This is a genomic window from Paraburkholderia sp. DD10 (assembly GCF_049177125.1).
Lineage (GTDB): Bacteria > Pseudomonadota > Gammaproteobacteria > Burkholderiales > Burkholderiaceae > Paraburkholderia > Paraburkholderia terricola.
The window spans coordinates 1851306-1865861 of the sequence record NZ_CP185393.1; the positions used below are offsets into that span (position 1 = coordinate 1851306).

Here is a 14556-nt window from a genome sequence, read left to right on the forward strand (position 1 = left end):
TTATGACGGATGCAAAAAGTTGATCGCGTAGCCGCGGTCTTCGTCATGCGGGCGGCATGTGAGCGGCTCGATGACCGTGGGCGGCTGCGGGCGCCATAGGCGACAGGCGCGCCGCCGTGGCTCAAAAAACAACGGGCGGAGCGGGCGCTAAAGCCCGCTCCGCCCGTTGAGCCGTGTCGCGTGAATTACAGCGTACGCGCGACTTCGGTGACCTCGAAGACTTCGAACTGATCGCCTTCGACGATATCGTTGAAGTTCTTGATCGACATACCGCACTCGAAGCCTTGACGGACTTCCTTCACGTCGTCCTTGAAGCGCTTGAGCGAATCGAGCTCGCCCGTGAATATGACGACGTTGTTGCGCAGCACGCGCACCGACGACGAGCGCTTGACGAAACCGTCCGTGACCATACAGCCGGCCACCGCGCCGATCTTCGGCACCTTGAAGACCTGGCGCACTTCGACGGTGCCCGTCACGACTTCGCGCTTCTCCGGCGCCAGCATGCCGGACATCGCGGCCTTCACCTCATCCACTGCGTCGTAGATGATGTTGTAGTAGCGAATATCGACACCGTTGGCTTCCGCCAGCTTGCGCGCCTGCGCATCCGCACGGGTGTTGAAGCCGATGATCACCGCCTTCGAAGCCGTTGCCAGGTTGACGTCGGACTCGCTGATGCCGCCCACGGCGCCGTGCACGATCTGCACGCGGACTTCGTCGGTGGAGAGCTTGAGCAGCGACTGCACCAGCGCTTCCTGCGAACCCTGCACGTCGGCCTTGACGATGAGCGGCATGTACTGCACTTCGCCTTCGCCCATCTGTTCCAGCATGTTTTCGAGCTTCGCGGCCTGTTGCTTGGCCAGCTTGACGTCGCGGAACTTGCCTTGACGGAACAGCGCGACTTCACGCGCCTTGCGGTCGTCCGGCATGACGATGACTTCTTCACCGGCTTGCGGCACTTCCGACAGACCCTGGATTTCGACCGGGATCGACGGGCCGGCGGACTTGGTCGGCTTGCCGGTTTCGTCGAGCATGGCTCGCACGCGGCCGTAAGCGCTACCCGCCAGCACCACGTCGCCACGGTTCAGCGTACCGGACTGGACGAGGATCGTTGCGACCGGACCCTTACCCTTGTCGAGCTTCGCTTCGATGACGAGACCCTTGGCCGCCGCTTCGACCGGCGCCTTCAGTTCCAGCACTTCGGCTTGCAGCAGCACGTTTTCGAGCAGGTCGTCGATGCCCGCGCCGGTTTTCGCCGACACCGACACGAACGGCGAGTCGCCACCGTATTCTTCCGGCACGACGCCTTCCGCGACGAGTTCCTGCTTCACGCGCTCCGGGTTCGCATCCGGCTTGTCGATCTTGTTGATCGCGACGACGAGCGGCACGCCGCCTGCCTTCGCGTGGGCGATCGCTTCCTTCGTTTGCGGCATCACGCCGTCGTCGGCTGCGACCACCAGAATCACGATGTCGGTTGCTTTCGCGCCGCGGGCACGCATGGCCGTAAAGGCCTCGTGACCCGGCGTATCGAGGAACGTGATGACGCCGCGCGGCGTTTCGACGTGATAGGCGCCGATGTGCTGCGTGATCCCGCCCGCTTCACCCGCTGCCACCTTGGCGCGGCGGATGTAGTCGAGCAGCGAGGTCTTGCCGTGGTCGACGTGACCCATGACCGTGACGACCGGCGGACGCGGCAATGCTTCCGCATCGCTGATTTCGCCTTCGACCAGCATCGCTTCCGGGTCGTCCAGCTTGGCCGCGACCGCATGGTGGCCCAGTTCCTCGACGATGATCATCGCCGTTTCCTGGTCCAGCATCTGGTTGATCGTGACCATCTGGCCGAGCTTCATCATCGACTTGATGACTTCCGACGCCTTCACCGCCATCTTGTGCGCCAGATCGGCGACCGTGATGGTTTCCGGCACATGCACTTCACGCACGATCGGTTCGGTCGGCGCCTGGAACGTGGTGCTTTGATCCTGATGCTTGCCGCGACCCTTCGGGCCGCCGCGCCAGCCGCGATCGACGCCGCCGCTGGTATCGCCGCGCGTCTTGATGCCGCGGCGCTTGGCTGCGTCGTCCTGCCAGTTGCCCTTGCCCGCCGGCTTCTTCTTGTCGCCCGCCGACGGCGCCGTCGTGGCGGCCGGAGCCGCGACAGCCGGCTTCCTGGCGGCCGGGCGTGCCGTTGCTTCACCTGCCGGACGTGCCGGCTTGTGCAGCGTGCCCTTGGCTTCGGCGGCCTTGGCCGGCTCAGCGGGCTTCGGTGCCGGCTCCGGCGCCTTGACCTGCGCCTTGCGCGGCGTGTTCATCATTTCGCGAATCGCACGCGCCTCGGCTTCAGCCGCTGCGCGACGCTTGGCGATTTCTTCCTGTTCGGCGCGCGCTTTCTCAGCGGCTTGACGCGCCGCGTCTTCCGCCTTCTTCGCAGCCTCGCGTTGCGCCGCGCGTTCCGCTGCGGCACGTTCGTCGTCCTGCTCGACGGCGGGTTGCGCAGCCTTGGCAGCCGCCGGTTCGGCTTTCGCCGTGACCGGCTGCGCAGCTTGTGCCGGCTGCTGAGGCTTCTCGCGAGCCGCCGCTTCGGCCGCAGCCGCCGCGCGCTTCTTCGCCGCTTCTTCTTCGGCACGGCGGCGCTCGGCTTCAGCAGCCTGCTCGCGCGCCTGACGTTCGGCTTCCTCGCGTTCGAGTTGTTCCTGACGCGCTTTCAGCTCCTGAGCCTGCTTTTCGAGCAGCTCGGCTTCGTGACGCGCTTCCTCTTCACGACGCTGGAGTTCCAGATCGTCGACGTCGGCCTCGGCCACATGATTCGATGCTTCCGCGCCTTCACTGACGGTTTCGTCGCGGCGGACGAAAGTGCGCTTCTTACGCACCTCGACCTGAATGGTGCGAGCCTTGCCCGTCGCGTCGGACTGCTTGATCTCCGACGTATGCCGTTTCGTCAGCGTGATCTTGCGCTTGTCCGCATCAGTCGAGCCGTGAGACTTGCGCAAGTGGTCGAGCAGACGCGCCTTGTCCGTTTCGGACAGGGTGTCGTCTTCGCTCGCTTTGGTGACGCCCGCCGCCTGCAGCTGCTCGAGCAGCACGCCTGCAGGCATTTTCAGTTCCGCGGCAAATTGGGCTACGTTGTTACTCGCCATTCATTCCTCTTAATGCAAGGACCGATTCCTTGCGGTTAGCATCGGGTCATGCGGCCTGACGGCCGCGTTCAATTTAGTGCGCCATGGTCATTTCTCACTGGAACCAGTGTTCACGTGCTTTCATGATCAACGCCTTAGCGGCATCCTCTTCCATTCCGGTCATCTCGACCAGTTCATCCACAGCCAGCTCGGCGAGTTCGTCGCGCGTCTGGATCTGGTGTTCGGACAGCTTGGCGAGCAGGTCGGCGTCGACGCCTTCCACGCTCTTCAGGTCGAGCGCTACATTTTCGACCTTTTCTTCGTTCGCGATCGCCATCGTCAGCAATGCATCGCGCGAGCGATTACGCAGTTCGTGAACGGTGTCTTCGTCGAATGCCTCGATTTCGAGCATCTCGTTGAGCGGCACATAAGCGATCTCTTCGAGGCTCGTGAAGCCTTCGTCGATCAGGATGTCGGCGACTTCCTCGTCGACATCGAGACGCGCCATGAACAGGTCACGCAATACACCGCGTTCCTGATTCTGCTTTTGCGCGGATTCGTCCGGCGTCATGATGTTGATCTGCCAGCCGGTGAGTTCGCTGGCAAGACGCACGTTCTGGCCGCTGCGGCCGATCGCGACCGCCAGCTCGTTTTCGTCGACGACGACGTCCATCGAATGCTTTTCTTCATCGACGACGATCGACTGGACGGCTGCCGGCGCGAGCGCGCCGATCACGAACTGTGCGGGATCTTCCGACCATAGCACGATGTCGACGTTTTCGCCACCGAGCTCGTTACGCACCGCCTGTACGCGCGAGCCGCGAATGCCGACGCAAGTGCCGATCGGATCGATACGTTTGTCGTAAGCGATCACGCCGATCTTGGCGCGCACACCCGGATCGCGGGCCGCCGCCTTGATTTCCAGCAGACCTTGTTCGATTTCCGGCACTTCCATCTCGAACAGCTTCATCAGGAATTCGGGCGCGGTGCGCGACAGTTCGATCTGCGGGCCGCGCGCGGTGCGATCGACCTTGGCGATATAGGCGCGCACGCGGTCGCCCACGCGCAGGTTTTCCTTCGGAATCAGTTGATCGCGGCGCAAAAGCGCTTCGACACGGCCGGTTTCGACGATGAAGTTGCCCTTGTCGAGACGCTTCACCGAGCCGGTCATGATGTGCTCGCCACGCTCGAGGAAGTCGTTCAGGATCTGTTCGCGTTCCGCGTCGCGCACCTTTTGCAGGATCACCTGCTTGGCGGCCTGCGCGCCGATGCGGCCGAATTCGATCGACGGCACCGGTTCCTCGATGTATTCGTCGAGTTGAATGTCGGGCTTCTGTTCACGCGCCTCGAACAGCAGGATTTCCTGATCCGGCTCCTGCAAACCGGCTTCGTCCGGCACCACGCGCCAGCGGCGAAACGTTTCGTGTTCGCCGCTTTCACGGTCGATATGGACGCGGATATCCGCGTCTTCTTCGAAGAGTTTCTTGGAGGCCGAAGCGAGAGCCGCCTCGAGCGCGGCAAATACCACGTCTTTGTCGACGTTCTTCTCGCGTGCCAGCGCATCCACCAGCATCAACACTTCGCGACTCATTGTTTGCGGCTCCTAAAGTCAACTTTCGGAACGAGGCGTGCTTTATCCATGTCCGCGAGCGTGAAATCAAGCATCGCGGCGCCTTCCTTCCCTTCAAATTCCAGACCGATCGTCTCGCCTTGCGGAGCATGCAGGATGCCCCGGTACGATTTCCGTCCGTCCAATGGCTTTTTCAATGTGATTACCACTTCGCTGCCTGCGAAGCGTTCAAAATCCGCCAGTTTTTTCAGCGGGCGGTCGAGACCCGGCGACGACACTTCGAGCCGCTCGTAATCGATATTTTCGACCGTCAGAACGTGCTGGAGCTGACGCGTGACTTTCTCGCAGTCTTCGATCGCAATGCCGGCCGGCTGGTCGATATAAATACACAACATGCCGCGCCCGGTGCGCTCGAGATCGACGAGCTCGTAGCCGAGTCCCACGACCGTGGTTTCAATCAGTTCCGTCAGTTGCACAGTGCCCTCTTAGATGTTCGCGCAGCGAGCCTGCCGCCTGTTTTGCAAACAACCAATGCGGGCCGCGCGCCAAGCCGGCGCACGTTCGTGCTACCCGAGATGCCAAACCACATAAACTGAGCGGCAAAAAAAAATGGGCTAAACGCCCATCATCTTATTGCCGGTGGTCGCACCTGAGCCGCACATGAAAAGCCGCACGCCCAGCGACTTCGCGATTGTAGCCATTTTTCGGGACAAACGCAAACCCGCAGAACGCCGCGTGAAGCGCATTTCCGCTGGATTTCATGGGAAATCGTTCGAACGATATGGCGACGCTTTGGGCCTTTTGCAAGGCGGTTTGCGCGGCCCGCTCCTGGCTTGGCGAGCAAGCAGAGCGACTCTGCCCCGATTTGCGCTCACGCCGCGATTTTTATGCGCCGCATGAAATGCGCGGCGCTCGTCGATCGATTCCGCCGAGGGCCGCACGTATTAGGGAGCGCGATACGCGACAGCCCGCCACGCGCGACTTCGTTACCGCTTAACGGCCACGTGAGCGGCCGCGCGGCGCGCCGCCGCCGCGATTGGCGCCACCCGCATTGGCATTGCCGCCGCCCGCACGGTTGCCCGCACCGCCACTGCCGCCGCGATTGCCGCCCGGCCCGCGACCGCCGCCGCCCGGATTGCCGCCAGCGCCGCCGACGCGCTTGCCGCCTCCTGCCGCCCGATTGCTATTGCCCGACGGCGCACGATTGCCGTCGACGTCACGTCCGCCACGCGGACCGCCCGTGCCGCCGCCCATCGGGCCGCTGAAGCCGCCGCCGGCCCCACGCCCCGCTCCACGGCTGCCATAGCCGCCGCCAAAGCCGGTGCCCGCACCGCCGCCGAAGCCGCCGCCGCCCGCCGCACCACGACGACCCTGGCCGCGCGGCTGCTGCTCGAAACGGCCGTGCGACATCAGCACCGGCTCACGATTGATGAAGCCCATCGACGTTTGCATCGGATCCGGCTGCTTGCGCTCCGGCGCCGCGCCGCGACCGCCCTTTTCTTCCGTCGGCGCCTTCAGGCCGACCGACGCCATCAGCGCGCGAACCTGATTGTCCTCGAGCTCTTCCCAGCGCCCGCGCTTCAAACCCTTCGGCAGCGAAATCGGGCCGTGACGGGTACGGATCAGACGGCTGACCATCAGGCCGGCCGCTTCGAACATGCGGCGCACTTCGCGATTACGCCCTTCGGCGAGCGCGACGTGATACCAGTGATTAGTGCCTTCGCCGCCGCCGTCGCGAATACGCAGGAAATTCGCCGGACCGTCTTCCAGCTCGACGCCATGCAGCAGCTTCTGACGCATGCCTTCGGCCAGTTCGCCGACCACGCGCACCGCATATTCACGCTCGACGCTATAACGCGGGTGCATGAAACGGTTCGCCAGATCGCCCGACGTGGTCAGCATCAGCAGACCTTCCGTATTGAAGTCGAGGCGGCCGACCGCGAGCCACTTGGCGGTTTTCATCGGCGGCAGCTTGTCGAATACCGACGGACGGCCTTCCGGATCGGCGTGACTGACGATTTCGCCGGTCGGTTTGTGATACAGCAGCACGCGCGGCGGCTTGTTGGCCAGCTTGCGCTTGACCGGCTTGCCGTTGATGCGAACCTGGTCGGTCGGCATGATGCGCTGTCCGATGTGAGCCGGCTCGCCGTTCACCGACACGCGGCCGGCGACGATCAGCTCTTCCATGTCGCGGCGCGAGCCCATGCCGGCTTCGGCCAGCACCTTGTGCAGCTTCGGCGCGTCGTCGTCCGCCGCCAGCACGCGCTTGGGCGCGGCCGGCTTGCCACGGCGCAGCATCGGCGCGCGCACGCCGCCGGTGGCGCTGTTGTCGGCATCGAATGCGGGCGAGGTGACGTACGAGAACAGATCGTCCTGGCCGGCTTCCGTGGCCGCGGCCGCCGGTGCTTCGGCGCCGCGGCGGTTCTGACGCTGACCGCCTTCACGCGGCTGGCGCTCGCCGCGCCCACCTTCGCGGGCGCCGCCCTCGCGGGGTGCGCCTTCACGTGGACCCCCTTCGCGTTTCGCCCCGCCGGCATTGCGCCGCGGACCTTGGCCCTTGGCGCCGGCTTCCTTGCGCGGCATGCGCACTTGCGCGACCACCTCGCCGTCAGGCGGGGCCTCGGTGACGACCGGCGCTCCTTGCGCGGGCGCGCCTTCGGCGCCCTTCGTCTTCGCTCCGGCGCGGCGCCGCGCGATCAGGCTGCGCGGCCCGCGACGCAGGCCGCGGCGCGGACGGTCCTCGCCGTCTGCTTCCGTGGTCTGCGCCGGGCGCTCGCCCTCGCCTGCCGATGCTTGCGTGGCGTGCGTCTCGTCAGCGCGCGCCGACGGCACGGCGCGCTCGGATTCGGACGAATCGGTGTCGTGGGTATGTGTCAAAACAACCTCAAAATGTCAGGTCGCGCGCGCCCATTGCGGGCGCGGCAAAAAAGTTCGGTTACGTCAGGCGCTGCGCGACTCGGGTTCGTCGTCGGTCAGAATGCCTGCGTCCTGTGCGGCATCGCGACGATCTTTACGATCGCCGTGCGCCGCCGTGGTCGGGTTCGGCTCGGCGGCGCGCTCCGTATTGCGGAGCGCGCCCGAGTCGCGCGCGGGTATTGCGGGATCGGCCTGGGAGACCGGATCGTGATTCAGTGCAGGCTCGGCGGCGCCGGCCTGCGGTACAACCTTTGCCGCTTCTTCAGCATGTTCTTGCGCGGCCGGTGCGCCGGCAGCGTCGTTTTGCGACTCGGACGCCGCTGCGATATCCGCCGCTTTAACCGCCGTCTCCGCTGACTCCCTGTGTTCAGCATGCGGCGCTTGATACTCTTCAGCTATTTCCGTTCCCGCCGTTCCAGGCGTCTCTTCGACATGGCCGGTGTCTTCATGGCTGGCTGTGTCCGCCGATCCGGCCAGCGGCGCTTCGTTCGCTGCTTGCAAGGCTTCGTGCGGTTCGCCGCCAACGCTCGCGCCATGCGATTCGTCGACCGCCTCGGTCGTGCCGGAGTCGGCCGGCTCTTTGATCACGGCCTCTTCGCTCGCAGCCAATGCCTGAGCCGCTTCCACATCCGAAAACTCGATTGCGTGCTGCCCGAGAAGATCCGCGTTCAGTTGCGCGGACGGATCGGCGAGCGGCGGCAATTCGTCGAGCGCCGTCAAACCGAGGTCATCGAGAAACTGCCGCGTGGTCGCATACAGCGCCGGACGGCCCGGTACGTCGCGATGACCGATCACCTCGATCCAGCCGCGGTCCTCGAGTTGCTTGACGACCTGCGTATTCACGGTGACGCCGCGAATCTCCTCGATATCGCCGCGCGTGACCGGTTGCCGGTAGGCGATGATCGCGAGCGTCTCGAGCACCGCGCGCGAATATTTCGGCGGCTTCTCGGGATGCAAACGATCCAGGTACGAACGCATCGCGGGCTTGCTTTGAAATCGCCAGCCCGACGCCAACCCGACCAGCTCCACACCGCGCCCGGACCAATCGCGCTTGAGGTCCTCGAGCAAAGTTCGAACGGTGTCTGCCGACACGCCGTCGGCAAAGAGCTTGCGCAACTCGCCGAGCTTTAACGGCTCCTGCGCGCAGATCAAGGCAGTCTCGAGGACGATCTTCGCCTCTTGGGTATTCATGCAGCCAGGTCGACCTTATGAGTTAGGGTCAAAGAACCGGATCAAACAGACGATGTGGAACTGAAGACGCGCTCGCCCGATTCTGATCGGTCATATTGATGGGAGCACGCACCGGGGGGAGGCGAAACAGGCATCGAGCCAAACCCAGCCGGACGGAGCAGCGATATTCCTGAAAGGAATCGCGTGACTGAGCGCCATATTACGCAAAAACAATCAGTGCGTAAAGGCGAAATCCCCCGCGCATATCCGGTCCCGCCTTGATCGGCGCACTTCAGCGCAACGACGCGTGCAAACGGATGGAAGCCGCTTTGCGCAAAAGAGCTTTAAGCTTCCGTCCGGTCCGCCCGCTCGGCTTCGCTCATCACGGTGCGGCACGTTGCGCGAGGAACTGCTTCAGCCGTTCGACACCCGCATCCAGCCGCGCCGTGTCGCAGGCGTAGCACCACCGCACGAAACCCTCGCCTTGCGGGCCGAACGCGCTGCCAGGCGCCACACCCAGGCCGACCTCGCGCACCATCGCCTTGCACAGCTCAAGACTGCGCGAGGCGCCGGGCATCGAAAAGAACAGATACATGGCGCCCGGCGGCGCCTTCACGTCGACACCCGGCACCGCGGACAGCGCCCGCACCAGATGGTCGCGCGAGGCCTTCAGGTCGAGCACGAGTTCCTGCGTGAAGCGCTCGCCCTGCTCGACGGCCGTGATGCCCGCCTGCTGAACGAACGCCGGCGCGCATGAGGTGTTGTATTCGACCAGCTTGCCCAGATCGTCCATCAGCGTGGCCGGCGCGACGATCCAGCCGAGCCGCCAGCCGGTCATCAGCCACGCCTTCGAGAACGAGTTCACGCAGATCACGCGTTCGTCGCGACCGGCGAGGTCGAGAAACGATGGCGCGGTGCGTGAGTGCGTGCCGCTCGCGCCGGGATCGGCGTCCGCGTAGTAAAGGCGTTCGTAAACCTCGTCGGCGACGAGCCAGATGCCGTGGCGCCGGCAATGCGCAAGCACGGTGCGCTGCTCGTCGCGGCTCATCACCCAGCCGGTCGGATTGTTCGGCGAGTTGATGAGCAGCATTCGGGTGTCCGGCGTCAGCGCAGCCAGTAGCCGCTCGATGTCGAGTTGCCAGCCGCGCTCGCCGTAGCCCAACGCAACGGTCTCGACATGCGCGCCGAGAATCTTGGGAATCTCGACCAGATTCGGCCACAGCGGTGTGACCGCGACGACGCGGTCGCCCGCGCCCACCACCAGTTGCGCGGCCAGCATCAGCGCATTGACACCCGCGCTCGTCACCGCGACGTGGTCCGGCGACGTCGGCCCATGCAATTCGCCGACGTAGCGGGCGAGCGCCGCGCGCAACGGCGCGATGCCCAGGTTGTGCGTGTAGAAAGTCGCGCCCGCGGCCAGCGCGGCGCTGGCCGAATCGCGGATGAACGACGGCGTGACGCGGTCGGACTCGCCGAACCAGAACGGCAGCACGTCGTCGACGCCGAATCCGGCGTTCGCGACTTCACGGATCTGCGAAGGACGCAGGGCGCGCACGGCATCGCGCGCATTCGGGATGGATGGCACAGGCAGATCCGATTCGCTCATCGAGGCTTCCAGACGGTGTCGGCTAGGGGTTGAGATTGCGCAGAGGCGATAGTGTAGCGTGGCGCCTGTCGTCAGGACGGCGAAGTCGGCGGTCAATCAGGCGCCGAGCCGAACCGCGACCCGCATCAGCCCAGCTCCTCCGCCCGCGCCGGCAATTGACGAATCAGTTCCCACACCGCCTCGGCCGCCGGCGATAACGAACGGTCGCGCCGCCGCACCAGTTCGACCGTGCGTTGCGCACGCGGCACCAGCGGCCGCGCCACCAGCGTGGCGCCCGCCGGCAGCGGCAACGCGAGCCAGGGGAGCACGCTCACGCCGACGCCCGCCTCGATCAGCCCGAAGACGGTCGCGGAATGACCCAGTTCCTGCACCACCGTCGCGTTGACACCGTGCTCCTGCATCACGGCGTCGATGATCGGCCGGCTGCCTGACGCGTAATCGAGCATGACGAGATGCTGGCCCTCGAGGTCCGTCCATGCCACCTGCTTGCGGGCCGCCAACGGATGGTCGCCGCGCAAAACGACGCAGAACGAATCCGTCATCAGCGATTCGCTGAGCAGATCGTCGGCCGAAAAGGGGCCGATGATCACGCCGAAATCGACCTCGCCCGATTTGACCTTGCGGACCACGTCGCTTTGCACGTCGTCGCGCAAACCCAGTGTGATGTACGGAAACTGCCGTCCGCACGACGCCACCACGCCCGGCATCAACCGGCAGGCGACCGTCGGACTGGCGGCCACCATGACTCGTCCACGGCGCTGCTCGCCGATTTCACGAATCTCGCGCAGCGCGTCGTCGAGGTCGTTCAATAGACGCGACACGCTCGCAACCAGATTGCCGCCGACATCGGTCAGTTGCACTTCGCGCGTCGTGCGGTCGATCAGCTTGAGGCCGATTTCGCCCTCCAGTTCGCGCACGCAGCGGCTAACGGCCGATTGCGTCAGGCCGATTTCATCGCCCGCCCGACTGAAGCTCTGCAAGCGGGCGACCTCAATGAAAACCCTGAGCTGGCGCAGCGTGACATTCATTTACCAACCTCATCAATGACGCATTTTGATGCGCATTGTATTCGCAAACTTCGCGTCACAGCGGCGCAGCGGCTTTCGCTGCAATGCAGCGGGAAGGCGCAAACGCACGCTGGCCGGGCCTGATTGCACAAGATTGGTGATTGTCCCGATTTGCGTGATGGGTTTTTTGGATTCTCATACGCCCCTAGCTAGCGCCCGCGCTGGCCCGCCGCTACAGGGCTTCAGGCTGTTGGACTTATGTTGGCACACTTCCTGCATTTACATGCACACAGGATCGGCGCCATGAGTTCTGACTGCATACAGGACCGTGGCAAGCCCGACCCCCTTGGCACTCGCCTATCGAGTGCATGGAGAGTGCGCGGCGCGGGGCAGCGCACCGGAGTTAGCTTCGCTGAGGTGAAACATGATGCTGTTCGACGATTTGAGAGACAACGAGTGGGCGCTGGTCGAGGCGTTGTTCTGTGCGGAGCCTGCACGGAGCGAACGGCGCGGTCGGCCACGCGTGGAAGCGCGCGCGGTCGTCAACGCCGTGCTTTGGGTGCTGTCGACCGGCGAAGGCTGGTCCAAGCTGCCCGGCCGCTATCCGTCGCCGCCGACTTGCCGCCGCCGCTTCGACGAGTGGCAGGCCGATGGTACGCTCGCCGAAATAGTCAAGCGACTCGGAACGAGCGGCCGCGAAATTTCGCTGCGCGGGCGGATCGGCGCCACCGCTGCGAAACCGCCAGCACCGCCGAGCCGCGACCGTCTGCGCGGCGCATTCTGGACCAATCCGGAATCGTGGCGCGCGCCGGTCAAGATGGCCTGACGCGAATCGTTTCACCCGGGCCCCTGACGGGCGCCCGGCACCTGTCCAGGCCTTCGTGCGTCGCCTCTCGACGCCCGCCTGACTCGTCATGGGCACCGCTCGCCGGCGCGCCCAACGCAGTCGTCCCTTTTCACCCTGCCTGCGCGCTGCTTCAGACGTCCGATGCAGCGAGAGCGTTGCGGGTGAAACATCCATTTACTATTACTTACAGCGTGCTTTCGTCGGTCGGCCTACCTTAGGGGTATGAAAACAGGCCTTGAGTCGATCGGCTTGACGGGAGCTCCAGCATGAAACCAATGTCACTGCTTCTGTGCGGCATTGTGGTTTCATCGATGGCCGCAGCGGCGCTTGCACAGCAACGGCCGGAAGGCTGGAACTGGCGGCCTGACCGCACCGCCAGCCTTCAAGCCTGGCAGCAGCGCGACGCGCGCAGTCGTGACTTCACGCCACCCGCGCCGCGCGGAGATTTGCGTGGCGACATCGCAAGCAACGTGCGCACTCGGCCGGAACCGCCCCGCGAGGATCCAGCGCGCCGGCGTTAGGGAGGGAGCGTCGATCAGAATTCGAATGGAAGCCCGAGCGTCCCGCTGAGTCATCCGCCCCGTTTGCTAATACCGAATGATTTGCTGTGACTTCGCCGTAGCCGTGAGCCCATTGCGGCAGTGCGAAGCGGATCGATTGGGGAACCACTGGATCCCGCCAACAGTCTCATTCAACGCCATTAGCACAGCGTGGCAGTAGTAATTCCGGTAGCCCGTATCCTCAAGATACGGGCTTTTTTTTCATGACCGGACACGAGCCGACGCGCGAGCCACTTCGGCGGAAAGCGCCGGAATATGCCCGCAGTTTGCAGAACAACGAAATAATCGCCAGCCTCGTGCAGCGGTCCGGAAACCAGCGTTAGCCGTGCGCCGAAGCTAGGGCCGCACTTCGAGCGCGGCGGTGGGCCGCGAGTCGGCGGTGGCGACGACGTAGTCGTTCATTCGCTGGTCCGTCCAGCTAAGCAACCGCTCGTCATGTGCGAGCCGCGCAAACTCAGCCTTGCCGCGCTCGGTGAGCACGGCGATGTCGACAGGTGCGTGAAAGCCCGGAGCCGGCGCGACGGTGCGCTGCCGAACGGTATCCATCAGGCCAAGCGCGCGAAGATATTGGAAAACGCCCGGCCGTCTGGCCCATGGGACCTGGCGATATTGCGCCCGCCGCAGCGCTTCAAGTACCGCTTCGTTGGAATACGTGGTCATCTCACTTCTTTCTTAAAGTGCAGCCATGACACATTTATGCCCAACACGTCACCGCGCCACCAGTGACGCGCGTAGCACCCGCCCTGGGCTGGAAGCGGGCTGCAAGTCATGCAGCCGGATTTCCGCCAGGTGCTGCCTGGTCTCGTTTTCGGAACCCCCGTCTGAACAGCGTGTTAGCGTTCTGTCCACGGCCGGCGATGCAACCGCTGCGGCGCGATAGCAGGTTCGTGGATTTGTCCCGAAAGTCATACGTTACCCCATCTAAATTGATTCTATTCACTTTATTAGCGCTTTTTTTTGCAGCAATCGTGCTATGGAAAAGCGCCCGCCGACCGCTCGCCGTTTGTCTGCTCGCCCTGTTCTGGCTGCTCTCGGCCGGCTGGCTCGCCGCGCCATTGCTGCAACTGGCGCAACCGCACCGGCAATCCCCTGCGCCCGCCACGTTCGCGCCGCGCACCGCGATCATCCTGCTCGGCGGCGGCACGATTTACGACGCCCACGATGTGCTCGTGCCGCCACGCGACGTGCTCACGCGCATCGCGGTGAGCGCGGCCAACTATGCGAACTGCAAACGCATGGCGCTTATCTGCGAGGTGATCGTGAGCGGTGGCAACCCGCAGCGGCATCGCGCGACCGAAGCCGACACCTATCTGCCCTATCTGCTGGACAAGCAGGTGCCCCGCGCGGACATCGTGCTGGAAAACAGCAGCCGAACGACTTACGAAAACGCGCGCAACGTGTCGGCCATTCTCGAGCGATCGCATTACGATTCCTTGATACTCGTCACATCCGCGTATCACATGCCGCGCGCATTAATGAACTTCCAGTTGTTCGGTCTCTCACCGCAGCCTGTCATCTCGAGCGCGCGGCGCGCCCATGTCGGTGTACTCCCGCGGTATGAAAATCTTGTGAATGCCGAGATCGCGTTGCACGAGCTGATTGGAATCGCACAGTTTCAGATTTATCGCGCAATCGGATGGTTCTGAAATGCGAGACATCGCAAAAGCCACGTTATTTAGAGATGCGAATATTCGCCGCGACAGCTCACCGTGTTGGATAGCGCAGAAATCAACTGTAAACCTGACAACAGTCCTTGGACGGCAGTAACAG

10 protein-coding genes and 1 pseudogene are annotated in these 14556 nt (G+C 64.1%); 3 read left to right on the plus strand and 8 right to left on the minus strand.

What is annotated here, in order from left to right:
- Positions 1-185 precede the first annotated feature (185 nt).
- The 7 genes from infB to ACOCG7_RS23600 form a co-directional block, all read right to left on the minus strand.
- Positions 186-3131: a translation initiation factor IF-2 gene (gene infB / locus ACOCG7_RS23570; protein WP_073429859.1), complete on the minus strand. Its 2946-nt coding sequence runs from the start codon at positions 3129-3131 to the stop codon at positions 186-188.
- A 94-nt stretch (positions 3132-3225) separates the two neighbouring features.
- Entirely contained in the window at positions 3226-4701 is a 1476-nt protein-coding gene (gene nusA, locus ACOCG7_RS23575; RefSeq protein ID WP_073429857.1) for a transcription termination factor NusA, read from the minus strand.
- A complete protein-coding gene (gene rimP / locus ACOCG7_RS23580) occupies positions 4698-5156 on the minus strand; it encodes a ribosome maturation factor RimP (RefSeq protein ID WP_007182297.1) in 459 nt (152 codons plus the stop codon). The genes nusA and rimP overlap by 4 nt, the downstream gene beginning before the upstream one ends.
- 517 nt (positions 5157-5673) lie before the next feature.
- Positions 5674-7557, minus strand: coding sequence for a 23S rRNA pseudouridine(2605) synthase RluB (rluB, locus tag ACOCG7_RS23585; protein WP_083083919.1), 1884 nt, complete (start codon positions 7555-7557; stop codon positions 5674-5676).
- Between the two features lie 63 nt (positions 7558-7620).
- A complete protein-coding gene (gene scpB / locus ACOCG7_RS23590) occupies positions 7621-8787 on the minus strand; it encodes an SMC-Scp complex subunit ScpB (protein ID WP_083083920.1) in 1167 nt (388 codons plus the stop codon).
- Between the two features lie 361 nt (positions 8788-9148).
- Positions 9149-10372, minus strand: coding sequence for a pyridoxal phosphate-dependent aminotransferase (locus tag ACOCG7_RS23595; protein WP_083083921.1), 1224 nt, complete (start codon positions 10370-10372; stop codon positions 9149-9151).
- Between the two features lie 125 nt (positions 10373-10497).
- Positions 10498-11400 carry a LysR family transcriptional regulator gene (locus tag ACOCG7_RS23600; RefSeq protein ID WP_083083922.1) on the minus strand — a complete coding sequence of 301 codons (903 nt, stop codon included), beginning with the start codon at positions 11398-11400 and terminating at the stop codon, positions 10498-10500.
- Positions 11401-11806: 406 nt separating this feature from the next.
- Between ACOCG7_RS23600 and ACOCG7_RS23605 the strand changes: the two are divergent.
- Positions 11807-12202: pseudogene (locus tag ACOCG7_RS23605) on the plus strand (transposase); the annotation flags it as partial.
- 290 nt (positions 12203-12492) lie between these two features.
- Complete coding sequence (locus ACOCG7_RS23610) at positions 12493-12747, plus strand: hypothetical protein (RefSeq protein ID WP_073429847.1); 255 nt, start codon at positions 12493-12495, stop codon at positions 12745-12747.
- Between the two features lie 375 nt (positions 12748-13122).
- Here the strand turns inward: ACOCG7_RS23610 and ACOCG7_RS23615 are convergent, their stop codons facing one another.
- Complete coding sequence (locus ACOCG7_RS23615) at positions 13123-13446, minus strand: hypothetical protein (protein ID WP_073429845.1); 324 nt, start codon at positions 13444-13446, stop codon at positions 13123-13125.
- A gap of 266 nt (positions 13447-13712) precedes the next feature.
- On the opposite strand from ACOCG7_RS23615, the gene ACOCG7_RS23620 reads away from it, so the two are divergent.
- Complete coding sequence (locus ACOCG7_RS23620) at positions 13713-14432, plus strand: YdcF family protein (protein ID WP_227470823.1); 720 nt, start codon at positions 13713-13715, stop codon at positions 14430-14432.
- Positions 14433-14556 lie beyond the last annotated feature (124 nt).